17 protein-coding genes and 1 pseudogene are annotated in these 26,360 nt (G+C 63.0%); 7 read left to right on the forward strand and 11 right to left on the reverse strand.

Features of this window, described 5'->3' with window-relative positions; genetic code table 11:
• The first annotated feature begins 61 nt into the window (after positions 1 to 61).
• Positions 62 to 4,432 (forward strand): dermonecrotic toxin domain-containing protein, encoded by a 4,371-nt coding sequence (locus ACIPHM_RS01405; protein ID WP_400323688.1) that lies wholly within the window; start codon positions 62 to 64, stop codon positions 4,430 to 4,432.
• A gap of 69 nt (positions 4,433 to 4,501) precedes the next feature.
• Here ACIPHM_RS01405 and ACIPHM_RS01410 read toward each other — a convergent pair.
• Positions 4,502 to 4,834: pseudogene (locus ACIPHM_RS01410) on the reverse strand (helix-turn-helix domain-containing protein); the annotation flags it as partial.
• A gap of 432 nt (positions 4,835 to 5,266) precedes the next feature.
• Positions 5,267 to 6,166, reverse strand: a complete 900-nt coding sequence (gene cynR, locus ACIPHM_RS01415; protein WP_400323691.1) for a transcriptional regulator CynR — start codon at positions 6,164 to 6,166, stop codon at positions 5,267 to 5,269.
• A 144-nt stretch (positions 6,167 to 6,310) separates the two neighbouring features.
• On the opposite strand from cynR, the gene ACIPHM_RS01420 reads away from it, so the two are divergent.
• Entirely contained in the window at positions 6,311 to 7,525 is a 1,215-nt protein-coding gene (locus ACIPHM_RS01420) for a class I SAM-dependent methyltransferase (protein WP_400323694.1), read from the forward strand.
• 165 nt (positions 7,526 to 7,690) lie between these two features.
• On the opposite strand, the gene ACIPHM_RS01425 is transcribed toward ACIPHM_RS01420, so the two are convergent.
• Together ACIPHM_RS01425 and ACIPHM_RS01430 are read right to left on the reverse strand one after the other, a co-directional pair.
• A complete protein-coding gene (locus ACIPHM_RS01425) occupies positions 7,691 to 9,136 on the reverse strand; it encodes an NAD-dependent succinate-semialdehyde dehydrogenase (RefSeq protein WP_400323697.1) in 1,446 nt (481 codons plus the stop codon).
• A gap of 83 nt (positions 9,137 to 9,219) precedes the next feature.
• Positions 9,220 to 10,359, reverse strand: a complete 1,140-nt coding sequence (locus ACIPHM_RS01430) for an iron-containing alcohol dehydrogenase (protein WP_400323700.1) — start codon at positions 10,357 to 10,359, stop codon at positions 9,220 to 9,222.
• A gap of 119 nt (positions 10,360 to 10,478) precedes the next feature.
• Here ACIPHM_RS01430 and ACIPHM_RS01435 point away from each other — a divergent pair, with 119 nt between their 5' ends.
• The 3 genes from ACIPHM_RS01435 to ugpB all read left to right on the forward strand — a co-directional run bounded on the left by ACIPHM_RS01435 (position 10,479) and on the right by ugpB (position 14,432).
• Complete coding sequence (locus ACIPHM_RS01435; RefSeq protein ID WP_400323703.1) at positions 10,479 to 11,420, forward strand: LysR family transcriptional regulator; 942 nt, start codon at positions 10,479 to 10,481, stop codon at positions 11,418 to 11,420.
• Positions 11,421 to 11,589: 169 nt separating this feature from the next.
• Positions 11,590 to 12,933: an MFS transporter gene (locus ACIPHM_RS01440; protein WP_400323706.1), complete on the forward strand. Its 1,344-nt coding sequence runs from the start codon at positions 11,590 to 11,592 to the stop codon at positions 12,931 to 12,933.
• A 176-nt stretch (positions 12,934 to 13,109) separates the two neighbouring features.
• Entirely contained in the window at positions 13,110 to 14,432 is a 1,323-nt protein-coding gene (gene ugpB / locus ACIPHM_RS01445) for a sn-glycerol-3-phosphate ABC transporter substrate-binding protein UgpB (protein WP_400323709.1), read from the forward strand.
• Positions 14,433 to 14,597: 165 nt separating this feature from the next.
• On the opposite strand, the gene ACIPHM_RS01450 is transcribed toward ugpB, so the two are convergent.
• The 3 genes from ACIPHM_RS01450 to ACIPHM_RS01460 form a co-directional block, all read right to left on the reverse strand.
• Positions 14,598 to 15,797 (reverse strand): GGDEF domain-containing protein, encoded by a 1,200-nt coding sequence (locus tag ACIPHM_RS01450; protein WP_400323712.1) that lies wholly within the window; start codon positions 15,795 to 15,797, stop codon positions 14,598 to 14,600.
• A 282-nt stretch (positions 15,798 to 16,079) separates the two neighbouring features.
• Positions 16,080 to 16,502, reverse strand: coding sequence for a DoxX family protein (locus ACIPHM_RS01455; RefSeq protein ID WP_400323715.1), 423 nt, complete (start codon positions 16,500 to 16,502; stop codon positions 16,080 to 16,082).
• Positions 16,503 to 16,562: 60 nt separating this feature from the next.
• Positions 16,563 to 17,261, reverse strand: a complete 699-nt coding sequence (locus ACIPHM_RS01460; RefSeq protein ID WP_400323718.1) for a pirin family protein — start codon at positions 17,259 to 17,261, stop codon at positions 16,563 to 16,565.
• A gap of 166 nt (positions 17,262 to 17,427) precedes the next feature.
• On the opposite strand from ACIPHM_RS01460, the gene ACIPHM_RS01465 reads away from it, so the two are divergent.
• A complete protein-coding gene (locus tag ACIPHM_RS01465; RefSeq protein ID WP_400323721.1) occupies positions 17,428 to 18,351 on the forward strand; it encodes a LysR substrate-binding domain-containing protein in 924 nt (307 codons plus the stop codon).
• Between the two features lie 124 nt (positions 18,352 to 18,475).
• Here the strand turns inward: ACIPHM_RS01465 and ACIPHM_RS01470 are convergent, their stop codons facing one another.
• The 4 genes from ACIPHM_RS01470 to ACIPHM_RS01485 all read right to left on the reverse strand — a co-directional run bounded on the left by ACIPHM_RS01470 (position 18,476) and on the right by ACIPHM_RS01485 (position 24,887).
• On the reverse strand, positions 18,476 to 20,215 hold the full coding sequence (locus tag ACIPHM_RS01470; protein WP_400323724.1) for an ABC transporter ATP-binding protein: 1,740 nt from the start codon (positions 20,213 to 20,215) through the stop codon (positions 18,476 to 18,478).
• 157 nt (positions 20,216 to 20,372) lie between these two features.
• Positions 20,373 to 23,804 carry a hypothetical protein gene (locus tag ACIPHM_RS01475; protein WP_400323727.1) on the reverse strand — a complete coding sequence of 1,144 codons (3,432 nt, stop codon included), beginning with the start codon at positions 23,802 to 23,804 and terminating at the stop codon, positions 20,373 to 20,375.
• 199 nt (positions 23,805 to 24,003) lie between these two features.
• Entirely contained in the window at positions 24,004 to 24,270 is a 267-nt protein-coding gene (locus tag ACIPHM_RS01480; RefSeq protein WP_400323730.1) for an alpha/beta hydrolase, read from the reverse strand.
• A gap of 35 nt (positions 24,271 to 24,305) precedes the next feature.
• Complete coding sequence (locus ACIPHM_RS01485; RefSeq protein ID WP_400323733.1) at positions 24,306 to 24,887, reverse strand: TetR/AcrR family transcriptional regulator; 582 nt, start codon at positions 24,885 to 24,887, stop codon at positions 24,306 to 24,308.
• A gap of 287 nt (positions 24,888 to 25,174) precedes the next feature.
• Between ACIPHM_RS01485 and chrA the strand changes: the two genes are divergently transcribed.
• Positions 25,175 to 26,329 carry a chromate efflux transporter gene (gene chrA / locus ACIPHM_RS01490; protein ID WP_400324298.1) on the forward strand — a complete coding sequence of 385 codons (1,155 nt, stop codon included), beginning with the start codon at positions 25,175 to 25,177 and terminating at the stop codon, positions 26,327 to 26,329.
• Positions 26,330 to 26,360: the final 31 nt, after the last annotated feature.

Genomic DNA, 26,360 nt, shown 5'->3' on the forward strand with positions numbered 1-26,360 from the left:
ACGGTTGCATAGCGGGAAATGCCGAATGATCCGAATCAATTTTTCGTAGACGGAGGAAGTGATGGAAGTTGGAAACAATGCGCCCGGTGCAAATATTTATTCAATGCCGGATGCTGATCAAGACGTGGCGACAAAGCCGCCCCTGACGAATGCGACGCAGGCGGAATCACCATCGCCCGAACAGGCAGCGCAGGCGGACGGCAAACCTGCGCCACGTGTCAAGCGTTCTACGCCGCCCGCCGGCGACCCGCCCAGTACGGCGGGCCGCTTGTCGACGTCCAGCGCGACGGCGAACTCGCGCCCCTCTGCACCTCCGGCATCGGCCGGCAGCGAGGGAGACTTTCTCGGCTTCGTCAAAGAAGAAGGCAAACGGCTGCTGGCAGAGCAGTTTCCGGGGCAGAACCTCGATCCGGACAACATCTACGTGAATCAACGCGATGTCGTCTCGGGCGTGCTCCGCTCTTCTCAGCCGGTGACCCAGGCGTTGCTCGATGTGGTCAAGGACGGTCGGGCGCCATCTTATGATTTGGCGCATACGGGTTTGTTCAAATCGCAGACTTGGGACGAAGAGAGCCGCGTGGCACGGCGCCCATACGCCCAGGGTTCGTCGAATGCGCTCGTCGAGATCGAGAATGAGGTGGCACGGAAGCTGTTGAACGACCCGCGAAATGGGTCACTTGCCAGCCGCTATGATGACCATCTGCGACGCAAACAGTATCCGCTCGCGAATGCGACCGAGCGCGCGCAGCTACGCACGTTCGAGACCCAGCGTCGGGACGACGAAGCCGCGGTAAATCGCTTGATGGGTGAAACAGCGAGCCCGCAGCACTTTGCAAGACAGCAGGTACAGGATCACGTATGGCGCAAGACCGGCGTGACAGTCGACCCGGACCAGTTGAAGGTGGTCGCAGAATCGGGCACGCCAGCAAACCCGATGCGCTCGGAGCTAACGCTGTCGGAGGCTGCGCTGCGCGGCCCGTTCTCGTCGAGCACGCAGTTTTCGTTGGCTGCTCAACCGCATGTGACCGAGGCTCAGCGCGCAGCATTGACCCCAGCACTCCTCTCGCAACTGATGGGCGAGCAGGATGTGCGAGGCGACTACCTGACAGCTCAGGCAGCCCGCTACCAGCAGCCTGAGATGAGCGCGGCGGCCAATGAAGCGCTTGCCAGCCGCGCACAACAGTCCGCCTATGGCGCCAAACTTAAAGGCACCCTGACGACGCAGGGATACAACCTGATCCAGCGCACGATGCAGTCGCCGGACGCGGTCGCCAAGGCCGGTGTCGACAATGCGCTGGGCGGGGTCAAGATCTTCGGGGGCGATCAACTCAAGGACGTCCAGGTTTATCGGGAAACCGACACATCCAGTCAATCAAATCGTTATGTCATGTATGCGCCGGGGGCGCCGGACCAGGAGTATTACGAAGCCAGTAGTTGGCACGCCTTGACCGAGCAGGTCGGTCAATGGACCGGGTCCGAGGCCGGTCGTCGCTATTTGACGAATCAACTCGATCCCGCCAATCGGAAAGCCGCCAGCATGGCCCAGAAGCCATCGACCTGGTCTAGCAACGACGTGCAATGGCAGGCATTCTCGGGCGGACCGAGTTATCGCGGCCAACTAGGCAACGTGGAAGCCGAGCGACGTCGCACGACACTCGCGGAATCTCGCGCGGCACTCATGCCCTCGACGGACGCGAGTGCGTCCACCGCCCAGCGCAAACAACTCAATTCCTTGAGATTGGCGGCCGAATCGGCGCAGCAGGCCTATCAAGCGGTGCAACAACCGACGCCGTTTGCCGAATACGCGCACGCAAAGGTCAGTGACGGCGTCAACAAACAACTCCGTGAGCTCGGCGTCACGCAAAGCATCGACCCGGACAAGGTAGAGGTGGATCTGGCCGGCGACGGCGAAGTCAAGATGTCGCTGACCAACATGGTCACCTACGGGTATCGGGAGCGAAGCGAGCTGAACGTTGAGAGAGTCATGAAGTTTCGCTCGACCGACGGTCAGGACGTGAGCTCGCTCGGCAGGCCGGAGATGCGCAGCTATATCAGTTCGCTGGCGCGCGGCTCCTACATCGGAGAGAAATACGTCCAGGATACGACCGCCACTCACCTGTCGAAAGGTCCCGCACTCGACGAAAAGCGACGACTCCACCAGAACGCAGTACAAACGAGTCTGCAGCGCGATGCGCTTGAGGCAAAGCTCTTGGGGACGTTGAGCGACGATCAGTACGCGTCGCTCAAGCCGATCATCGACCGGTGGTCCTCGCCGGATACGGCGAGTCGGGCAGACATCGCCTCGGGCAAGGCCGCGGGCGTGCATACGCTCGAACTGAACGGCAAGCAGGTCCATGGCACGTATGCCTTCCATATGCCTGGCGCAAATGGCAGGCAAAACAGCGCGCTGGTCTATACGCCGGGGGCCCCGGACGGCAACGTATTCCACACGTATGACCAGTTGCGCGAAGGGTTCGAGACATCGAACAAACCCGCCAATCAGGCGTGGGCCAATTACATGTACGACCGGGTCAATCACACGGATAAGACCGAGATCGGAAAAGTGGTTGAGCGCACGTACCGCAACCTTGACCCGCAGGCGCATGTCAAGGGCGGCGACCGGATCTCGGCCGACACGGCGCGGGAATACGATCGCGGCGTGCTCCGCCTGACCGGGGATGTTTCTGCGACCACGACAACGCGCGGTGAGGTCATTGCCGAGCAAGCGTGGAAAGGCTTGTCTTATGCGGCAGCGGCAGTGACATTTCCGTTCCCGCTCGCGAGTGCTGCGGTAGGCGTGTTGTCCGCAGGCAAGAGTTTTGCGGACGCCTTCAAATCCTATACGGACGGAGACCGTGCGGCCGCGTTCGGAGATTTCGCGAGTGGCGTCCTCGATCTGGCAGGCGCGGCGGGCGACATCCTTGGCAAGGGACTGAAAGGCGGCGGCAGCTTGTTGAAACAAGCCGCGAAGCAACGCGCGCTGGCCGCCGCCGGCGCGAACGCGGTTACGCCAAACGCGCTTCCCGCTTCGGTGCGCAACGCAATATCCGACCAGACTTCAACGATCGGTTCGTCGTACCACGTTCAAGGCGGCCTGCCTGCAGGCCGGCAAACGGTGCACGCGGGGGGCTATATGGACGGCGTGGTCGAAGTTGCCCCACCCAACGGCGCGTCGCGTTACTTTGCCCAGAACGGGAATTCCTATCTCGAAGTACAGCCCGACGCCGATCTGCGTCAATTGGGACTGGTTGATCCTCGCAAGGGCGATAAGCAAGTGTTCTTCGAGACCATCGAGAAGAACGACCTCAATCATTGGGTTTACAGCGCGTCAATGCCGGAGACGTCGCCAGTCTCGACTGCCGCCAACGCGTTACGGGGCGTCGCCGACACAGGTAGCTGGAAGCCTGCCCGGACGGGTGATTCGCTGCGCAAGGTAGAAGGAACGGAAAATGTGCCGGTGAGAAATGTCGGGACCGACTTCAACCGGGAATATGCCGTCCTCGACCCGCAGTCCAACGCACCGTTGCCTGGACGTTATATCGAAATCAACGGAGAACTGTTTAAAAAACCCAGCCTGAACGGGTATCAGGCGACGCTATCGAAAAACGATATTGGCCGAATGGCGACTCAGGGTTCCGGTGTTCTGGATCTTTCCGGCAAGCAGTACGTGAAAATGGATGGAAAGTATTATGAATCGTTTTCCGTTGCCAATGGAGACAGTCGATACATCAAGCATCCGACGCGCACGGGCGATTATCACGAAATCCAGCACATGTCCGACGGCACATGGCGCGCCTTACCCAAAGGCGGCAAGGGCGGTGCTCCCCACTACAATTTCAACTTGAATGCCAATCACCATATTGCGTCAAGCGAGAGGCCCGGCTACAACTTCCCATTTGATCCAGCCAAATACGCGGAATATTTGAAGAACAATAATATCAAGGCGATCATCAGCCTTGATGACAGTCTGGCCAAAGTCAAGAATCTGGGTCAGGCAAAAATTCTCAAGGACGAATTCGATAAAAACGGCATTGAGTGGTTCTTCGACAAGAACTATTTCATCACCGATTTCTTCGATGCGACAAACTCTCCGGGCGCGGATCAGTTGGCGCGCACGGTCGGCTTGATGGAAACGCTTCGGTACAAGTACCCCGGGTCGAACATCATGGTGCACTGTGGCTTTGGTGATGGCCGATCAGGGACGGTGAAATCCGCTTTTGTCATGCATCGTAACTTCTTGGGCAAGACCAATCACCCTTCCGTCAAATCTGCCGACGTGGTGCCGGCGGATGTCCATCCGCCCGTCCAGGTTAAGGCTTATCCACTGGTGTCTGATGCCATCAATGACATCAGACAAACACACCTGGGAGCAGTCGAACGGGAAGAGGACGTCCAATTGCTGAATGAGTTTTTTGAATATATGACTGCGTAAATCGGTATTGCCGCACTGGCGAGCCTGGGGCCCGGGGAGCCCCTAGCTCGCCTCATTGCCTGTAGACCCCCGCTGAAGTCGCGTCGGCACACACTCCGGAGTCCTCGAAACGACGTCCGGCGGATGGCCGAGTCCAAGGATAAACAGATACTCTCGTTCCACCTCGGTCAGCATCAGGGCCGACGCCAACCGATTCAATACCTCTATCGACGGCGGGCCGCCCCGCCCCTGCTCCAGCCATGTGTACCAATTCGGGCTGATGGCAGCGCGCATGACCACTTCCTCACGGCGCAAGCCCGGCGTGCGCCGGCGCCCTTGCGAAAAACCCAACTCGGCGGGGTTCAGGCGAGCGCGACGATCCCTCAGAAACTTCCCGAGCAAGGCGTGCTGTTCGACACGGATAGCTTGCGCGCCGGTGCCGCCCAATGCGACGCCGTCATCCACACGGCGTTCGATCACACCTTCGCGCACTTCGTCGCAAACTGTCAAAAAGATTACCGGGTCATCCACGCCTTGGGCGATGCCCTCAAAGGATCGATTCGCCCGCTCCTCGTGACATCCACTACGGCAATGGGGGCCACCATCGCGGGTGAGCCTGCGAGAGAAGATCAGTTCGTCGCCGATCACCCCAACCCGCGCGTCGCCTCCGAACTGGCGGTGCGCGAGATGCTGCTCGACGGTGTCAATGTCGGCGTGATCCGTCTGTCGCAAATCCACGATACGTTCAAGCAAGGCCTCGTCACCGAACTCATCGAATTGGCTCGCAAGACCGGCGTGTCTGCCTATGTCGGTGCGACGAAAAGCACGGCGGCATTCGAGCAGCCGTGCAAACCGTCAAGCCGCCTGAATTTCCGTCAACACCAGTTCGGCAAACGCCAGCGACGCGGCCGTCCGATGGCCTCTGCGCTTTTGCAGCAATGCTACTGGTCTGCGCGCGACGGGCTGCGCGAGCCGAATATTGCGAAGTCCGGGCGAGGCTTCCCCATCCAGTTGCGGCAGCACCGTCCCCATCTCGCCTAACTCGACAATCTTGAGTACCGCGCCGATCGAGTTGGCTTCGATGGCGATATTCGGCTCGATATCATGGGCACGGAAATACGCGTCCGCATAGGCGCGCGCCGCGAAGCCACTCGTCAACATGACGAGCGGCAAGCGAGACAGCGGCTCGGCGGCAATCGCCTCCTGATGACGAAACGCCTCATGCTTTTCGCTCACGATCAGCATGGGCTGTTCGTCGAACAATGGCGTCGCATGAATGTCTTCTGCGTTCACGTCGGTGAAACCGACGGCCACGTCGACCTCGTCGGCATCGAGCGCGGCTTCGATGGCGTCCAGCGGCATCCCGGAAATTTCGATTCGAACGTTCGGATACTTCTGATGAAACGCGTATGCCCACTTGGGCATCAAGGTACCGATGAACGACGGCGTGCACGCCAGTCGAAGCACCCCTCGAGAAAGATCGTCGACCTCTTGAAGCGCTCTCCACCCCGCTTCCAGCTCACGCAGGGCTTTGCGTGCGTATTCGAGGTAGACGTCGCCGGCATCCGTGATGCGCACGGCCCTGCCCGTGCGGTCGAATAGCGTCGCGCCGAGATACTCCTCGATCTGCCGGATCTGCTGGGACAACCCCGGTTGGGAGACCCCAAGCGCTTCTGCTGCTCGCGTGAAATTCCTGTGCTCGGCTACGGCCAGCAAATACCGAATCTGGCGCGGCACCACGCGTCGTTCTCTCATAACTTCTACTTATCGCTGCGGTTGAAAACATATCTTGGACGTGTGAAGCGCGACGTTTCAGAATCGTCGTGTTCTATCCCGCCCCCGCATCGCACGGGGGTCTTTACTGCTTATAAAGCACAAGTCACGACTAAGGCAATCGCAATGCTCGACAAGTTTATGGAAGTCACCGTTGGTCGATGGTCGGCGCGCATCCGGCAGGATCTTGATCTTCCCGTGCGTCTTTCCCTGCCCCTCGACAAATCGTTTGACCTCGGTACGTTTGACACACCGCTCGTGACCATTCGGGTCAATCACCCCGCCGCCATCCCCGCCCTGCTCGAACCGTCGCTGGACACACTGGGCGAAGCCTACATTCGCTCCCACATCGACATCGAGGGCGATCTCGGCGATGTCATGCGCGTGGCGTACGCGCTGGCGGGCGGCACTTACAGGGTCGCCGGCGCGCTCCCCAAGCTGGCGCGCCGATTTTCGCACAGCAAGAAGGAAGACCGCGATTCGATTCAGTATCACTACGACGTATCGAACGATTTTTACAAGCTCTGGCTGGACGAGCGGATGGTCTACTCCTGCGCCTATTTCGAGCGCGGCGACGAATCGCTTGGCGCGGCGCAATTGAAGAAGATCGATCACATTCTCAACAAAATCCGCGTAGAACCCGGCCATACCTTGCTCGATATCGGCTGCGGATGGGGGGCGCTGGTGATGCGTGCCGCACAGCGCTTCGGTATCAAATGTGTCGGCATCACGTTGTCGGAGCGTCAGTTGGCGCTCGGGCGCGAGCGCGTGGAAATGCTCGGCCTGTCGGATCTCGTGGAGCTCCGGCTTCAGGACTATCGGGACGTGACCGGCGTTTTCGACCGGATCACGAGCGTGGGCATGTTCGAGCACGTGGGACTTGCCAACATGGACGCGTACTTCCGCATCGTCGGCGACTTGCTGGCCGCCGGTGGCGTGGCACTCAATCACGGCATCACGTCGACCGACGCCAATAGCGGCGACACCCCTTTCGGCGGTGGCACATTTATCGACAAATACGTGTTTCCGGCCGGAGAACTGCCGCATTTGTCGTATGCGATCCGCTCCATGCAGAGCGGTGGACTGGAGGTGCTCGACGTCGAAAACCTTCGCCGTCACTACGCGCAGACTTTGCAGGAATGGACGGTGCGGTACGAACAGCATGGCCACGAAATTCGCGAGATGATCGGCGAGACCAAATACCGTATCTGGCGCGTCTATCTGGCAGGTTGTGCATACGCCTTCGAGGTCGATAACGTCGCCATCTTCCAGATCGTTTGCCAGAAAGCGCATCAGAACGCGCAGACGATCCCGCGCTCGCGCGGCTATATGTATTCCTGAACGTTCGGTGAGCGTGTGAGGAGACAGACGGCGTGCGGTAGCGTAACTTGCATTGCGCTACCGCACACCGTCCCTCATTCCTGATGGCTTACGTATGTTGGGCAACAACGACGCCAGCAGCGCGACGTCCGCCAGCGTGACGTCGCATTACCTCGCATTACCTTATTACGCGGCCATGACCGACACTGCCTTCGTCACGAGGTAAGCCTCCATCGCCTCGGGTCCGCCTTCCGAGCCGTAGCCCGAGTCCTTGACCCCACCGAACGGCATTTCGGGAGACGGAGCAGCCGGTTGGTTGATCCACAACATGCCGACTTCCATCTGCTGCGAGAGCAGATGCACATTGCGGAACGATTGCGTGAACGCATAGCCGGCCAGACCGTACGGCAGGCGGTTCGCTTCCGTAATCGCCTCTTCCAGCTTATCGAAACCGCGAATGGCGGCAACCGGGCCGAACGGCTCGTTGTTGAACACATCGGCGTCGAGCGACACATCGGTGAGCACCGTCGGCGCGAAGAAGTTGCCGGTCGTGCCAACGCGCTCGCCACCGGTGGCAATCGTCGCCCCGGTCTTGCGTGCATCGTCGATCACCCGGCTCATGGCCGTCAGGCGGCGCGCGTTCGCGAGGGGCCCGAGGGTCGTGCCTTCCGCCAGCCCGTCGCCCAACTTCAGGCTTTCAGCATGCTTGACGAGCGCCTTCGCAAATTCGTCCTTGATGCTGTTGTGCACCAGAAAGCGCGTCGGGGAGATGCAAACCTGTCCGGCATTGCGAAATTTGGCGCCGCCCGCGGCCTTCACGGCGAGGGCCAGATCCGCGTCCTCGGCAACGATGACCGGCGCGTGGCCGCCCAGTTCCATCGTCGCCCGCTTCATGTGCAGACCCGCCAGCGAAGCCAATTGCTTGCCGACCGGAGTCGAGCCCGTGAACGTGATCTTGCGGATCACCGGATGCGCAATCAGATAGCTGGAGATCTCGGCCGGATCGCCGAAGACCAGGCCAACCGTACCCGCCGGAACGCCCGCTTCGACAAAGGTTTGCAACAACGCCGCCGGTGACGCCGGGGTTTCCTCGGGCGCCTTGACGAGGAACGAGCACCCGCTGGCCAGGGCCGCGCTCAGCTTGCGCACGATCTGGTTGACGGGGAAATTCCACGGCGTGAATGCCGCGACCGGGCCGATCGGCTCCTTGAGCACAGTCTGCTGCGCATTCAGATTGCGTGACGGCACAACGCGGCCATACACACGCATGCCTTCGTCGGCGAACCATTCGATGATGCCCGCTGCCGCCAGCACTTCGACGCGTGCCTCGGCAAACGGCTTGCCCTGCTCCTGCGTCATGAGGCGGGCGATGGCGTGCGCACGTTCGCGCACGAGCGCTGCGGCTTTGCGCATGGTCGTGGCACGCTCGGCGGCCGGGATCTTGCGCCAGGCGGCGAAACCTCGCTGCGCGGCGTCGAGCGCGCGGTCCAGATCGGCGATGCCCGCATGGGCGACCTTGCCGATGGCGCTGCCCGTTGCCGGGTTGATGACGTCGAGCGTCTTGCCGCTGGCGGCGTCGCACCACTCGCCATTTATCAGAAGCCGGGTGTCTGTATATCCTGACGTAACCATTTGAGTTTCCTGAAAATATGAGAATCAGTGGGCAAAGAACGAGGCGCATCGGCCGCCTTGTCAGGCCGCGCGCCTGCCGCGCTTTACATCGACGCTTCGAGCATGTCGTGATAATCCTGCGCGCTGGCGTCTCGCGGATTGGTCTTGTGGCTGTGATCTTTGAGCGCACCCTCGATGATGCGGGGGAACTGCTCGCGCGTCACGCCCAGTTCCGCAAGACCGCCCGGAAGCCCCAATCTGGCGCTCATCTGCGCAATCGCCGGACCGACGTCGTCGCCCGACGCCAGCCCCATCGCCTGAGCCAGCCGGTCGAGCTTGGCGTCTTCCTGCATCGACGGCGCCGCGCGGTTGAACGCGATCACGGCCGGCAGGAGAATGGCGTTCAGCGTGCCATGGTGAAGGCGCGGATTGATGCCGCCGAGCGAGTGGCTCAGGCTGTGCACGCAGCCCAGCCCCTTCTGGAACGCCAGCGCCCCCTGCATCGACGCACTCATCATATTAAGGCGCGCGGCGCGATCCGACGGCTCGCGCGTTGCTCGCTCGATGTGCCGCCATGCGCGCCACAGACCGTCGAGGGCGATGCCGTCCGCGGGCGGATTGAACGCCGGTGCCATGAACGTTTCCATGCAATGAGCGATGGCGTCCATGCCCGTGGCGGCCGTCAGGGCGGCGGGCAGGCCCAGCGTCAGCGCCGGGTCGCAAATCGCCACGCGAGGCACGACGTACGGGGAGATCACGCCGACCTTGCGGCCGTCGTCGAGAATCAGGATGGCACCGCGCCCGACTTCGCTGCCGGTACCGGCGGTGGTCGGAATTGCGATGACCGGGGCCGTCGCCGCCGTGATATGTGCCGCACCGCCTTCGATGACCGCGAAGCGCCGGAGCGTGCCGTCGTGCGTTGCGCACACCGCGACGCCCTTGGCCAGATCGATAGACGAACCGCCGCCGAGCGCGATCACGCCGTCGCACGTGTTCGCCTTGTACATGGCCACGGCCTCACGCACGACCGATTCGTTCGGATTGGGCGGCGTGCCGTCGAAGACCGGCACCGGCGTGCTGGCGCCGAGCGCGTCCAGTACCGTGTCGAGCAGGCCAGCCACGCGAATGCCCGCGTCCGTCACGATCAGCGGCCGGCGGATCCCGATTCGCTCGCACTCTGCGGCGAGCAGACGAATCGAGTCGTAGCCGAACTGGATCTGGGTAATGTAATTGATGAGCGACATGATGGATGACGAAAAGTTATAGGAAGGCTATGCTCACGCAGAGATTTCGCAGTGTATGGCCCATCGCGTCGCGGCGATATTGACAGCATTTGATAGCGATATAACTTTTCATCAACACCATGACGCCCCCTTCGCTCAACTCGATCATCTCCCGATTGCACGTCAAGCAGCTTCGTCTGCTGATCGCCATCGAAGAACACGGCTCCCTGCTGGGGGCGGCCAAACAGCTCGCGATGACCCAGCCCGGCGCCAGCAAGGCGCTACATGAAATTGAGACGACGTTCGGCACGGCGCTGTTCGAGCGTTCGAACCGCGGGCTTGAACCGAACGCTGTGGGGCACTGTGTGATTCGCTACGCGCGCCTGATCCAGTCCGATCTCGCGCACCTGCGTGAAGAGATGGTGGGCATCATGCGCGGGCACGGCGGACGCGTCTCCGTTGGCGTCATCATGGGCGCCGTGCCGTTGCTCACCGACGCCATTACGTCCGTGAGCGAGGCGCAGCCGGAGATGTCGATCGAAATCGTGGAAGACACCAGCGCCACCCTGCTCAGCCTGATCGACGCCGGCCGGCTCGATCTCGCCGTGTGCCGAACCAGCGTGAGCCAGACGCCCTACCTCTACGACAGCGCGTTCGTTCAGAACGAAACGCTCGCCGTCATCGCCAACACTGCGCATCCGCTCGCGAGCGAGGGACGGGTCTCTCTGGCGGATCTCGCGGACTACCGGTGGGTCGTCTACCGCGCGAACATGCCGATGCGACGCCTGCTGGAGCGGGAGTTTCACGACGCAGGGCTGCGCTTTCCCGCGCATTTACTGGAGACGACCTCCGCGTTTGCGACGGTGTCGCTGTTGCAGAAAAACCCGTCTCTGGTCGCGCTCGTATCGATCGACGTGGCGCGCTTCTATACGGAGCACGGCGTGGCCTGCACGCTGCCGCTGCAACTGTCCTCACTCAGCGAGCCGTACGAACTGGTCACGCGACGCGGCGCGCCCGTCTCGCACGGCGCGCAAATGCTCATGGACGCCATTGCCGAAAACGGGGCGAAGCGCGCCACTTGAGCCCGATGCCCCCGCGAGCGCCGCAGGTATGCCTTCTCCGCATGGCGATGGAACGTGCTGCCATCGCCTGCCTTGACGAAAAGTTATAGCGCTCACGCAAACGGTCAGTGTACTGACGCGCGCCACCTTTGTAGACTTCGTCCGGTCATTAAATAACAAGGTGGAGACAATGAGCGGAATAGCGCCCAACAGCGCAGGCAACCCCGGCCTGACGTCTGCGACGAAAGAAACGATGGTCCCCGACGCCGAGCGCCGCCGCGCGCTGCTCGGCAGTGCCGTGGGCAGCACGATCGAATGGTACGACTACTTCCTCTACGGAACGATGGCGTCCATCATCTTCGCCAAGCAGTTCTTCCCCAGCACCGATCCGTTGGTCAGCAATCTGCTCGCGCTGGCGACATTCGCGCTGGCGTTCATCATCCGTCCGCTGGGCGGGGTAATCTTCGCGCACATCGGCGATCGGGTCGGCCGCAAAAAGACACTCGCCATCACGCTGACGATGATGGGCATGTCGACGGTGCTCATGGGCCTGCTGCCGAACTACGACCAGATCGGCGTATGGGCACCGATTCTTCTCTCGGTGCTGCGCCTGATGCAAGGTCTGGCGCTGGGCGGCGAATGGGGCGGCGGCGTGTTGCTGGCGGTCGAGTATTCGCCACGCCATCGTCGCGGCTTCTACGGCGCCGTGCCGCAGACCGGTGCGGTGCTCGGGCTTGCACTGGGCAACATCATCACGTCGCTATTGAGCAATTCGATCAGCGACGCGGACTTCCAGAGCTGGGGCTGGCGTATTCCGTTCGTCGGCTCGATCGTGCTCGTGATGATCGGCATGTGGATTCGTAACGCCGTTGGCGAGACGCCATCGTTCAAGAAGATCATGGCGACGCGCACCGACACGCGCATTCCGCTCAAGGAGACGCTGCAGGATCACTGGCGCTCGGTGCTGATCGCCATCGGCGCCAAGGTGGTGGAGACGTCGACCTTCTTTCTGTATGCGACCTTTACCGTGTCGTACATGATCGGTCATGGCTTCCAGCGCTCGGACATTCTGAACATCGTGCTGGTGTGTGCGTTGCTCGCCTTCCCGTTCATGCTGTATTTCGGTCATCTCTCGGACAGGATCGGCCGCAAGAAAGTCTTCCTGTTCGGCACGCTCGCCTTCATCGTCTGGATCGGCCCGTACTTCTGGCTGCTGAACCAGAAGTCGATTCTGCTCGCGTCGGTGGCGGTCGGTGTCGGCCTGAGCGTGATCTGGACGACCTATGGCTCGATGATCGGCACCCTGCTCGCGGAAGCGTTCCCGCCGTCGATCCGCTATACGGGCATGTCGCTGGGCTACCAGATCGGCGCGGCGCTCGTGGGCGGCCCGATGCCGCTCATCGCTACCGCCCTGGTGGCCTACTTCGGCGGCAGCTACGTGCCGGTGGTTATCTTCATGATTGCGTGCGCCTTGGTGTCGGTGGCGGCAGTCGCACGGGTGAACGACCGCAGCGGGCTGCCACTGGACGACTGATTCAAATCTGATTCACCTCGGTAGACGTCTCATGACGAGGCCGCCAGACGCGTTGTCCGGCGGCTTTCTTCCATTTCGTTGAGCTTTTTTCGCGCTGCCTGTTAGCGAAAAACCGTGTCATCTGCGATTCACGGAGCGTTTCGATAATCCGCGCAGATTCAACTCAGGGAAGTGATATGAAAACGAAATGGGTCCGGCAAGCCGCCTTGGCTGCCGGGGTTGTATTGGGGATGGTCAACGCCGCGCATGCAGCAACGGACATTGTGTTCTGGCATGCGATGGATAGCTCGCTCGGCGAACGGCTGAACGCCATTACGAACGATTTCAACGCGTCGCAAAGCGAGTTCAAGGTCGTGCCTGTCTACAAGGGCGACTACGATCAGACGCTCGCTGCGGGGATCGCCGCCTACCGCAGCGGCGACGCCCCGGCGATCCTGCAAGTGTACGAAGTCGGCACCGCCACGATGATCGGCGCGAAAAAGGCCATTGTTCCGGTGTGGAAAGTCTTTCAGGACGCGGGCGTTGCGCTCGACAGCAACGCCTTCGTGCCCGCCATCGCCAGCTACTACAGCGATGCCAGGACGGGCCGCCTGATGTCGATGCCGTTCAACAGCTCGACGCCGATCCTCTACTACAACAAGGACGCCTTCAAGAAGGCCGGTCTCGACCCGAACCGGGCACCGCAAACCTGGGACGAAGTCGCGCAGGACGCCGCCAAGCTCAAGGCAAGCGGCATGGCGTGCGGTTTCTCGACGAGCTGGCAAAGCTGGGTTCAGCTCGAGAACTACAGCGCCTGGCACGCCGCCCCGATTGCATCGAAAAACAACGGGTTCGACGGGGCCGATGCGGTGCTCGAATTCAACCGGCCGTTGCAGGTAAGTCACATCCAGTTCCTCGCCAATATGGCCAGGCAGGGAACGTTCTCCTACGCCGGCCGCAAGGACGAAGCCAATTCGAAGTTCTATAGCGGCGATTGCGGCATTGTCACCAACTCGTCCGGCGCGCTAGCCAACATCCGCAAGACCGCGAAGTTCGAATTCGGCACGGGCATGATGCCGTACGACGCCTCGGTGAAGGGCGCGCCACAGAACGCGATCATCGGCGGCGCGAGCCTGTGGGTGCTGGCGGGCAAGAACGCAGAGGTCTACAAGGGCACGGCGAAATTCCTGTCGTATCTGACGAGCCCGGCAGTCGCCGCGAAATGGCATGAGGACACCGGCTATCTGCCCGTGACGAAAGCCGCCTACGACCTCGCGCTCAAGCAGGGCTATTACGCGAAGAACCCCGGCGCGCAGACAGCAATCAAGCAGATCCTCAACAAGCCGCCGCTGCCCTACACGCGCGGCCTGCGTCTGGGCAATATGCCGCAGATTCGCACGGTGATCGACGAGGAACTGGAGCAGGTCTGGACCGGCGCCAAGACGCCGCAACAAGCGCTGGACACCGCAGTCGCACGCGGTAACGACCTGCTGCGCCGTTTCGAGCGTCAGCAGAACTGACCCGCTAACGGGCTAACGCGTGCCAACCCGTGCCCGTTAGCCCGCATGTGCCGATAATGCTTCCGACATCCCGTTGCGGCATCATCGGCGCTGACGCAGCGTGGTGCGCCACGCAACGCGCCCTCCTTGAATCGCGCCGTCCTCGATGCGGCGTCACGCAACGTGTCAGCCGTTCGCCGCTTCCGTGTCCAACCGATTGCGGTGATTCGTCGCCAGCGCCTCCTGGTCCGACGCCACCACGACACAGTTTCTGCCACTGGCTTTTGCGACATAGAGCGCAGCGTCGGCCCGTGCCATGACGCTCGCCAGCGTATCGCCCTGGGTGAACGCGTCGACGCCCGCGCTGAGCGTCGGCACGACGTCCCGGTTCGGCACGCAGGAACCCGAGGTGGCGACGATGTCGCGCAACCGGTCGACGAGACGGCCGGCCTCCTCTCTCGACGCTAACGGCAGCAGCAACGCGAACTCTTCTCCGCCAATGCGTCCGACGACATCGTTGGCGCGCACCGAACGGGAGATCAGCGACGCCACATGCGCGAGCACGAAATCCCCCGACGCATGCCCATACCGGTCGTTGACGCCTTTGAAATTGTCGATATCCAGAATCGCGATGGACAACGGCGATTTTGTCGCTGCCGCTGCGGCCACGACCGCCTCCGCACGTGCGATGAACGCCCGTCGGGCGAGCACGCCGGTGAGGTCGTCGTAGGTGGCCAGCCGCTCCATGCGGTCGGCCAGCCGGTCGTGCGCGAGCAGCACCATGCCGACAGAAAGACTCGGCAGGGTCAGCGTCGCCATGCCGAGGAACAGTACATTGAGGGGCGTTGGCTCCAGGAACATCCGTTCATGCGCCAGACCGAGGGCATACGCGACAGACCGCACGGCGTGCACGACAGCGCCCAGGCTTGCGGCAATCGAGACGAAGTAATAGGCGTATTTGGGACGACCCGGCGGACGGTATCTCAAGACCGTCCAGCCAATGTTGAATCGGACATACGCGATGAAGCCCGAGACCAGGGCGCTACGCGCGTCAACGTGAGGGGACACGAACGTCCAGTAGATCAGCAGCGCGAGGATGAAGGCAGTCGCCGCGTATTCCCAGGCGTAGGACGCACGCGTATTCAGAAATTGCCTGAAGCCCTGCACGCCGAGAAGCGAGGCAACGAGCAACAGGCTGCTCGACGTGGCAACGACGATGTCGGACGTTCCGGTGAGCAGCAGCGCGGACGTCAGGGCCAATAAGCCGCTTGCCACACTCCACAGACGAACCCCCGGGACATGCGCCTGGAACAGCGAGCCGAGAACGGCGACGCTCATCACACAGGACAGGATCGCAATGCTGATGAAAACTGCCGGGATAGACATGTAGGCGTGGCGTTGTATTTTGTTCCGTACACGGCCAGAGCGAGCAGACGGTGCGGTCCGACACCGTCGCCGATTTCGGCACGCAGACCCGTCGTCTGCGTCGCTCACCTTGTGTAGTCGCCAGCATAGCCGAATTTCGTGACGGGACCACCTCCGTCAGATCACACACACAACGCCGAGTGTGCGACCGTCCGCCTATGGCGGCGAAATAGCTTGAGGCTTGGGGCTTGAGCCTTGAACTCAGGCACGCGCTGCATGAGCGCGCACCCGAACCGTCACGGATCAGGACACGCTCGACACCGGTGCTCGCACGCCGGCCACCTTGCGCAGCGAATCCAGGCTGAATGCGCCCGCGCCGAAGTAAGTGATCTGCAGCAGACCGCCGGCCATCATCACGTTCTTCAGGAAGTGGATCATCTGGTTCTGATCCGCGAAATTGTGGTGGAAGAACACAGCCGTGGCGAACGAAAAGAGGGCCAGTATCAGCGACACCGGACGCGCGCGATACCCCGAAATCAGCAGCAGACCGCCGCCGACCTCGACGATCACCGCCACGAGGTAGGCGAGCGACGGTGCAGGCAGTCCGACTGCCGTGATGTAGCCGACGGTCGCGGCATGCGCGCCGAGCTTGCCCAACCCGCTCATCAGAAACGGTGCACCGAGCAAGACACGGCCGAGCAACGGAAGAAACTTGTAGCGTTCCATAACAATCTCCAAACAATTAGAAAAAATGAAAAACGGTGGGAAATAGAAGTAAGACGACGCTCAGCCGGTCTCCACCATGACCAGTTCCGCGTCTTCGAAAGCAAAGATTTCAGCCATCGCGACGTCCGTGATCGCCACGCCGTCCAACGGACTCATCAACTCGCCGTTGATGCTGATTCTTCCCGCGGCGACCACGAGGTAGGCGTCGCCCGACGGTTCGAGCGCATGCTGGAGCGTGTCGCCCGCGCGCAGCTTGACTCCCAGCAGACGAGCATCCGCGCGGATCGGCAGCGCGCCCTCGTCGTCTGCATAACCGCTGGCCAGCACAGTGAAGTGCCCCGTCCCCGGATGCGCCGGAAACGGCTTGGTCGCCCAATACGGCGAGCCGCCCGTCTCGCGCGGCCGCAGCCAGATCTGATAGACCTTGAGCGGCACTTCGCCCTTGTTGAATTCCGAATGACGGATGCCGGTGCCGGCACTCATCACCTGCACGTCGCCCGCATGGATCGTGCCTTCCGAGCCGAGGGTGTCGCGGTGCCCAAGCACGCCCTGACGCACGTAGGTGAGGATCTCCATGTCGTGGTGGCCGTGAAAGGGAAAGCCGTTGTCTGTCGCAATCTCATCGTCGTTCCAGACCATCAGCGGCCCGAGCGCCTGATGCGCCGGATTGCCGGACGGCGTGACACGAAAGTGATACTTCGCGCGCAGCCAGCCGTTCTCGGCGCTGTCCAGGGATTCCCAACGTCGGTGGGTCAGCATGTCCATCTCCTTGATTCAGATGCACTGAATGCCCTTCGCTCCCGGCGAAGGCATCAGCTCATGGACACAATGCTATTGACGCAACGATTGCCTGCCTATCTCCTGAAATGCAAAGTATCATTGCTGTCAATAGAACAATCCGAGCGCGTCTGGCGCCCCATGTCTTATGGACCCGATTTCCGATCTGAATGACCTTCGCCTGTTCGCCGAAGTCGTCGAGCGCGGCAGCTTCACGGCGGCGGCCCGCAGCCTTGACCTACAGACGTCTAAGCTCAGCCGGCGCGTTCGTGCGCTGGAAGAAGAACTCGGCGTACGCCTGCTCAACCGGACAAGCCGCAGCCTGTCCTTGACGGAGACGGGACGGCAGTTCCATCAACACTGTCTGGCGCTCGTCGCGGAATCCAGAGCCGCGCGGGAGCTCATCGACCGAACGCGCAGCGAGCCGCAGGGCACCGTGCGGATCAGTTGCCCGTTGGGATTGTTGAGTGTGGGCATCGCAGGGATCGTCTCGCGATACGTTCAGCAATATCCGCAGGTGCAGGTCCTCGTCGACGCGACCAACCGGCGCGTCGATGTCATAGAGGAAGGACTGGATTTCGCGATTCGCGTGCGTCTGCCTCCACTCGAAGACACCGACCTCGCGGTACGCCAACTCGGACTGTCGGCGATGATTCTCGTGGCAAGCCCGGAACTGGTGGCCCGGCATACCGCCCCAGACTCGCTCGCCTCGTTGAGCGACTGGCCGACCGTTTCGATGGCCGACAAAAACGAGCGTCACACATGGCGCCTGACGGATGCCAGAGGCGACGTGAGCGCTTTCACCCATCGGCCGCGACTGGCAATGGACGATCTTGCCAGTCTGCGCGCGGCGGCGATGGCGGGCGTCGGCGTGGCATTGCTGCCGAAGGAGTTCGTGAACGCCGAGATCCGCGCCGGGCGACTGGTCCGGTTGCTACCGGATCTGTCCACGCCCCCCGCACTCGTCCATGCGATCTTCCCCACGCGACGCGGCATGGTGCCGGCGGTGCGTCACTTGCTCGATGCCCTGGTGGCCGGGCTGGCAGACGTGGACGACCTCAACATCTTCTAGCCGTCGCCCGAACGGACCTCAAAAATGGGCCATCAAACCGATGGCCTCCCCCGGGCTTTGATTGCCCCCTTGACGTGTCACTCACGCCAGGCCGGAGCCGGCTTCTGATGGCTGCTGAGGCCTATCAAGTGCGTCTTGCAAGCACTTCGTCTCTCGGCCCGGCGTCGACGACTCGCCCGCCCTCCATCACGACGATGGTGTCGAAACGCGCCAGCAGACTCGGCCGGTGGACGGAGGCGACGATGCACGCCGTCGGGAACGCCGCGTACATGCGCTCGAACACGCGGCCTTCCGCCAACGGATCGAGCGCGCTGGTGGGTTCATCGAGCAGCAATAGCGAACTGCCCTGCGCCGCCAGCGCGCCCCGCGAGAGCGCGAGCCGTTGTCGCTGGCCGCCCGAGAGATTGCTGCCGCGTTCGTTAAGCGCGCTCGACAGTCCGGCGGGGAGATGTTGCAGAACGTCGTCGAATACGCCTGCGTGGATAGCCGCTTGCAATGCCTGTGTGTCGGCCGGCTCACCAAACGTCAGATTCTCCTCGACGCTCGCCTCGAACACTTCGGCTTCCTGCGGGATCAGCGTTGCCAGGGTGCGCAGTTCGGACCAATCCGTCGATTTGCCGTCGCGAAGCAGTTCCCCCTGCTGCGGGAGATAGAGCCCGGCCAACGTGCGAAGCAACGTACTCTTTCCGCCGCCGCTCGCACCGACGAGCGCCACGCGAGAGCCGCGACGAAGCACGAGATCGACGCCACGCAAACCGCCGCGTGCATCGTCGGCGTAATGCCACGACACGTGACGCAGCGCCAGCGTCTGCCACGGTGCGTCGGCGATCACGGCCGGGACGACGGCATCGAAATCGCCAGGGGCATCCCAGATCGGCTGTGCGCTGCCGTAATCCGTATGCATGCGCGCGAAGCTCTGGAAGTTCGACGCCATCGCGCCCACCACCGTCGCCGCCTGCTGCGCGTACTGATAAATCATGAACACCGTGCCCAGCATCACCGTCTCTCCCGGCTCGCGCGACTGCAACACGTAGACCACGACCAGAATCCACGTCAGTCCCATGCCGAGAATATCGACGGCGAACCACTTGCCTTCGTTGAGCGTCACCGTGCGACGCAGCGGCACCATCACGGCGTCGATACGATGTCCCAGCAGTTTGCGCGATGCCGCTTGCAGACGCAGGCCGATCACCGTGCCCGCATTGCCGACGAAATCGAGCAGCGCGGCGGCGTAGCGTCGCTCGGCATCGTTTTCCGCGCGCGCGAGTTGCATCAGCACACGGTCGAAACGCAGGATGATGAGCGCGATCAGGACGTAGCCGGTCACGGCAATGACGCCGCTGGTGCGCGAGAGCAAGGCCAGCGCCACGAGCGGGCCGACGAAGCTGAATGCGCTTTGCAGATAGCCGAACTGATTCTGTGCGAAGTCGGAGAGCGCCCGGCTGGACTGCACCACGCGATGCTGCAACTCACCGGAGTGTCGTGCGTCGCGCCAGGCCAGCGGCGCTGCCGCAATGCGTGCATACAGTTGGTCGGCCAGCCGCATTCGCACCCGCACGCCGACGTTGCGCTCGAGGATTCGCCCCGGGCCGTGCATCAGCCAGGACAACAGATAGATGCCAACGAGATAGACGATCCAGCGCCCGGCGACGGCCATATTGCCTTGCTGAAGCCCATTGATCGCCTGTGCGGCCAGCCAGGGCATCGTCAGACGCAGCAATTGCGCCGCCGATAACAGCGCAGCGGCGCCGAGCAACTGACGGCGCACGCCCTGCGCATGACGCCACAGCGCCCGATAAAGATCGCGCGCGGCACTGCCCAGTCCGATAGCGGGTTCGCGCGAGGGAGAATCTGGCGCTGTCATGCGTTCATCGCTCCTTTGCCATGATGCCGTGATGCCCATGCGGCTGGGCGGCACGGCGCCCGGAGCGCAAGGTGTCCTCACGCCCCGGGAGATGGTCATGCGCCGTGATCGGCGTCGAGACCGGACAATATAGGGGAAAAACGCGCAGACGTCCCGATTACAGACTTGCGTGCACGTGTCGGCTCCTCCGAGACGAGTGCGTCCCGCTGGGCTGCGGGGCATCCGACGTTGCCGGGGTCGTCATCGCGGGGGACACCCGATAGCGTGGCGTGGGGGCGACGTAATAGAACCGCAGCGCGGCATCGGGATAGTGATACGGCACCATCGCGAGATTGACCGCGCACGAGTCGCAGAACGGCATGCGCGAGCACATCACAATCGAGCGCACCACATTTTCGCCCGCCGGGTGATCCGCGTAGATCTGCGCCAGAATCAGGCGCTCGGTGTCGAGCGTGCGAGTCTTGGCGTCGCCAGAGACGGCGTTGTACGTGGGCAGATCGGCGTCGGCCATCGCGAAACGCAACTCGGGCGGTTCCGTCGGCTGAGGCTGCTGAGGCTGCTGAGACGGCCGTGGCGACTGAGGGGATTGTGACGAACGCGGCGCTTGCGGGAAACGTGCCGATGGCGACTGCGGCGAGCGCGCGGCACCCCGCTGCTCATTGCGCTGTTGCGTGATGACGTTGCGCTCGCGCTGGACATACGCGCGGCCGGCATCCACGAAGCGCACCGTCGGCGGGTTCGTGGGCACCGGTGTGCGCTGACGCCCCGAGAGGCAGTAATAGATCGTGCGCGTGCCGTCGGCAAGCGTCACCTCGGCGACCGCAATATTGGCGTTGCGAGAGACTTCGCGCATTTGGTCTTGTACGGCGCGTACCCCGCGCAGGTTGCCCGTCACCAGCGATTGCAAATCCGCCATGCCCGGAAACACCGTCTCGAAGATGGCCAACACCTCGCGCGTCGTCTGCGGGTCGCTCGTGAACGGCAGTTGCGACCAGACGGCGAGCGGTGCCGGGCGCGACATGAAGTCTCTCGCCACGGCGTTGACGAACGCATCGGATTGCGCCGGATAGCGCTGCCAGTGCGCCCACAAGCGGTTGAAGGTCGGCAGCAAATCGGGATCGACGACGGGTGGCGATGACGTCGAGGCCATTGCATCCGATAACGCCCCCGCTCTGGCAGAGGCGACCCGGTGCTCGATCGCTTGCGTGAGCTGACTCACCGCTTGCCGCGCCTGCATGACGGACAACGGAATATCCTCAAGTCCGCGCCAGACATCCGCCGGAGAGGGCGCCTGCTCCCAGATTCGCAGATACAACTGCAACAAGGTGCGCGTCTCGCCATACGAGATCGTCGGCAATACGATGGCGTTCTCCGCCGCCGCACGATGGTGCTGTGCAATCCAGTACTCACGGATGTCGCGATGCTCGCGGTGGCGATACTGGAGATGGATCTGTTGCGGCGATGACGTGGCCGTCTCCACGCCCCCCGCATCTCCTTCATCCCCCGGCGGCGTGAAGCGGTAAAAGACGTCGCGCGACAGTTGCACCACGCCGTGCAGCGTGCCATGACGGTCACGATAGGTGCCGAATGGCGCCGCGACCTGCATGTCGCCGAGCGTGAGGTGTACACGGCGTGCACCGACCGGCCCATCTGTCGTCGCCTGCTCGTAGTAGGCGAGATCGCCGTTCAGTTCCGGGGCGTATACGGCGGGGTCGACCAGCGGTGAGTCGGGGGCGACGTGCGGCACGTCGTGCGTGTCGAATTCGCCCAGCCTGCCGAATGCGAAGAATTGTCGACGTCCGTCAGCCGCCTCGAAGGGCTGCGAATACACCGCCACACGCAAACGCACCAGGGGCGACGCGTCCAACGGCTGATGCTGCGCCACCGTCGCGCCCTGCTCCGTCACCGACACTTCCCCCTCTCGTTCCGTGTGACATTCGAGACACATGCCGTCGACGTCGATCCCCACGCCGCGCGAAATGCGGCAAAGCGCCAGCGGCCCCAGCTCGCGACGAAGGTCGTCGAGCGGACGCAGATCGGACGCATGCTTTCGCGTCTTCGCCACGGTCGTGCCGTACAGCGTGCCGTCGATCTCGAAGACCTTCACGCCGTTCTGCGTCAATTCGGGGCGGTATTCGACGTAGACGTCTGCGGGCAAGGCCCACTGCACGCCGCGTCCGAACGGCCCGCTGAAGGATTCGTGCGGAAAATCGACGGCGATCGGGGCGGCAGGTTCGGAAAGCGACACGCGTCCATTGGGCGCCACCGCCGGGTTCGCCGGATTCGCCGGATTCGCCGGCCAAAGATGCTGCAACAGCGCGAGGGCGTGCTCGTGGAGTGTCCCGGTGCGGATGACGGCCGCAAGGCATTCGAGTCCGGACACGGTCAGCCGCGAGGCCAATGCGTGAGACGCTGGGGCTTGTGCCCCCGGCATCGCGACAGCGTCTCGCCTGGGTCGCTGCAAGGGCGCGTCGGTCGGCGTAATGCCGTACCCCCACGACGCGCTACCGATCACTCTCTCCAGCAATACCTCGGCCACTTCCTCCATGTCGGGCGATTCGAGCACCGGCGTGTCGGGGGATGGCCATCCGGGCGAGACGGTCGCGCCGGCCCGCGTCGAGAGAAACGACACTTCATCGGTGTCGTCGATCTTCGACTCGACCGACGCCCAACGCTCGCCCCAGAGAACGGGGCCAAGCGCCTTGGCGAGACACCACGTGCCGAGCCGATTGCGCGGTCCGCAGGGGGTGATCGGGGTGACGAGTGACGGGGCCTGCGAAGACAGCGATATCGCGAAGGCGCGCCAACGTCCCCGCTCGTCGCGAAGATGAAGCGCAATGCCGTAAGGCGCGAGATACACGCTGGGCGGCGGCCAGCCTTTCGCCCCGTTGCGACTGACGCGAAGCGAAATATGCCTGGGACGCAAGACCTCGGCGTTGGCAAATGCCTCGCGCGTGTCTGCGTCGGCGTTGGCCACCGCGTCGCGGATCGAGGCAACAACGACACGTTGCAAGTCTTCGCGATAGGCCGACAACCCCATGCTCAGCGCGTCGTCGCTATCTGCCGGTACCGGCGATATGCCGAGCGCCCGCGCATGCGGCGCTGGCAAACACTGCGGCGCCACGCGGCCCCCCTCGTCCCGTTCCGGACGCATGCGAAGCAACGAGCGAATGCCGGAGACGGCTTCCGAAGGCGCAAACGTTGCAGGCGGTGGGGAGGCGATGGGCGCGGATAGCGCGTTGTTCCGCCCTATCGTGCGCAACCGGGTGAACGGCCCGGCAGGGACGTTGGCGCCCGCTGCCATACCGGCGACGCCAACGACACCGACCACGCCGGCGACGGTCAATAACGTCCGCGCGAACGTGGCATTGGCGACGTCGCGAGGTGACGCGCCATCCGCGTCTCTCGTCGACGCGACGGTGCGGCTCGACCGTGAACGCGCCGGGTGCCGGTTACCGGTGCGAGGCAGTGCACCGCCGGCACGCCAGTCGTCGGCGAAACCGGAGCGTCTGTTGCGCGGCGCGGTATTGCGCAAGTGCGTGTACGGCCGATGAGCATGGTGCGGCATCGCCTGTTGCAATCGGGTCATTCAGCATGTCTCCTGGTGATTGCGCTGCCAGTGGCCGTCGCGCAAGTGCACGACGCATCACCACTCGCGGCAAAACAGAGAACGCTAACGCGGCGCGACGCCGCACGATTGCTGAAACGAACCGGCGGTTGTGCCAGTTCTGACGATCCCCGTGGGCTTCGGCAACAAAATGGGCATTCGACGCGCCCACTGCCGTCACTTAGTCCGTCGGTGCGACCGGCAGATGCTCACGAACGAAGCGCACCACCTCCGCACGCAACTCCCGGTCTTCCGGCGCGCCCATGAACCCGCCGTGTGGCATGGCTTCGAAAATATGCAACTCGCAAGGCACCTGCGCGCGACGCAACGCCCGGTGCATGCGAACGGCATTCGACAGGAACAGATCGCGCGTGCCGCTCTGGATGAACGTCGGCACGAAACCCCGGGTGCGTGCGGGGACCCGCACGCCATCGACAGGCGTGTTCATGAACGACGTTTCGGCGAAATGAAGAAATAGGGACGCTAGCTGGCGTCGGGCGTCGACGGCCAGTGCTGGAGCGACACATGGAGCGCCTCCAGACTTCGACACCACGAAATGTCAGCGTCGGGGGCGCTGTGGGAGAAACTGGTGGCCGACTCCAGCGTGATGTAGCCCATCAAGAAGCCACCGAGAAAACGTACGGCGTGAACCTGTTCCGCCTCGGACACGCGGTAGCCCCTCAGCACGGCGCGAATCAGTTGCGTGAGCTTCGGACCGGCGCTCGCGCCCGCCTGCTCGGACGTCAGCGGATGACGCGCAGCGGTGAAACGCCCTGGATGGCGTCGGGCGTAGTCGCGATGCGTGTCGGCCAGCGCGCGCAGGGCGTCTTGTCCTGAGAGGCCCGCCATTGCTTGCGCCGCCGCGTCGGCGAGTTGCGCCAGCGCGAGCATGGCGATCTGGCATTTGAGGGCGTCCAGGTTTTTCACGTGCGAGTAAAGACTGGCCAGACGCACGTCGAATTTGCGCGCAAGCGCCGCCCCGGTGAGATGCTCGAAGCCGATCTCGTCGGCCAATTCCGCCCCGCCTTCCACCAGACGCTCTACTGTCAATCCCGCTCTGACCATGACAACCCTCGAATCAATTCCTAACCAAGCAAGCTATTTACCTAATGCCATTAGGAAACGTTCGAGCGAGCAAGTCCGGCGTTCGGGCACGCGAGATCGGCTTGATGCCGAGCGAACGAGACACAGCGCGATGTCGCGTCACTCCGACGTCACCGCATCGCTGCTATGCTCGACGCATTTCGTCCCTCGGATAACGTACGTTGGATCCCTCGAAGTCCGATCTCCGGGCAGTCCCGGATACCCCCTCAACCCCGCGCGCCGCACTCGACGTGCTGCGCGTGTTTCTCATGCTGGGCCTGACGAGCTTCGGTGGCCCCATCGCCCACATCGGCTATTTCCGGCGTGAATTCGTGGAGCGGCGTCGCTGGCTCGACGACGCGAGTTTTGTCGATCTGGTCGGCTTGTGTCAGTTTCTCCCCGGCCCGGCGAGTAGTCAGGTCGGTTTCTCGATCGGACTGCTGCGCGCTGGCTGGCTCGGTGGCCTCGCCGCCTGGTGCGGTTTCACGCTGCCGTCGGCGTTGCTGCTTGCCGTGTGCGCGATCGCTGCGCCGCATCTGGGCGGCACGGCGGGCAACGGCGTGCTGCACGGCCTGAAGCTGGTCGCCGTCGCGGTGGTGGCGCAAGCGGTCTGGGATATGGCGCGACGGCTTTGTCCGGACGCACGGCGTGCCGCCATTGCGTTGATCGCCATCGCCGTTCTCGCTTTGACGACCACGGTCTTCGCGCAACTCATCGTCATCGTGCTCGGGGCCGCGTTGGGTTATGGGCTGGTGCGCTCGGCCGCGCCGTTGGTCACGCCCTCTCTCACGTCACCGCTTGGATTCCGAATCTCCCGCACCGCAAGCGTCATCGCGCTCGCGCTCTTCTGTCTGCTTCTGGCCGGACTCCCGCTACTGCATCCACTTACCGGCGAGCGGGCCGTCGCCATTTTCGACGGCTTCTATCGCTCGGGCGCGCTGGTGTTCGGCGGCGGCCATGTCGTGCTGCCGCTGCTTCAGGAGCAGACCGTGGCGACGGGATGGGTGTCGTCGAACGACTTTCTGGCAGGCTATGGCGCGGCACAGGCGGTGCCCGGCCCGCTCTTCGCCTTCGCCACGTTTCTCGGATGGCTCTCGGCAGGCCCATCGAATTCGTGGCTCGGGGCGTCGCTCGCCACGATCGGTATCTTCCTGCCCGGACTGCTGCTGGTGATCGCTGCCCTGCCGCACTGGCAAGCATTACGGGCGAATGCATCGACGGCAGCCATGCTCGCGGGGGTGAACGCCGCAGTGGTCGGCATTCTGGCGTCGGCGTTGTATTCCCCGGTATGGACGAGCGCGGTCCACAGCCCGGCCGACTTCGCTGTGGCCGCCGTCGCGTTCGCGTTGCTGGTCCGCTGGAAGGCCCCGCCGCTGGCTGTGGTCGCGTTGTGCGCGATAGCCGGGGCAACGGGGATCGTCTGACTGGCCAATTGACGCCGAATGCCGTTGACCT

Source organism: Pandoraea sp. NPDC087047, from assembly GCF_044745225.1.
Classification (GTDB): Bacteria; Pseudomonadota; Gammaproteobacteria; order Burkholderiales; family Burkholderiaceae; genus Pandoraea.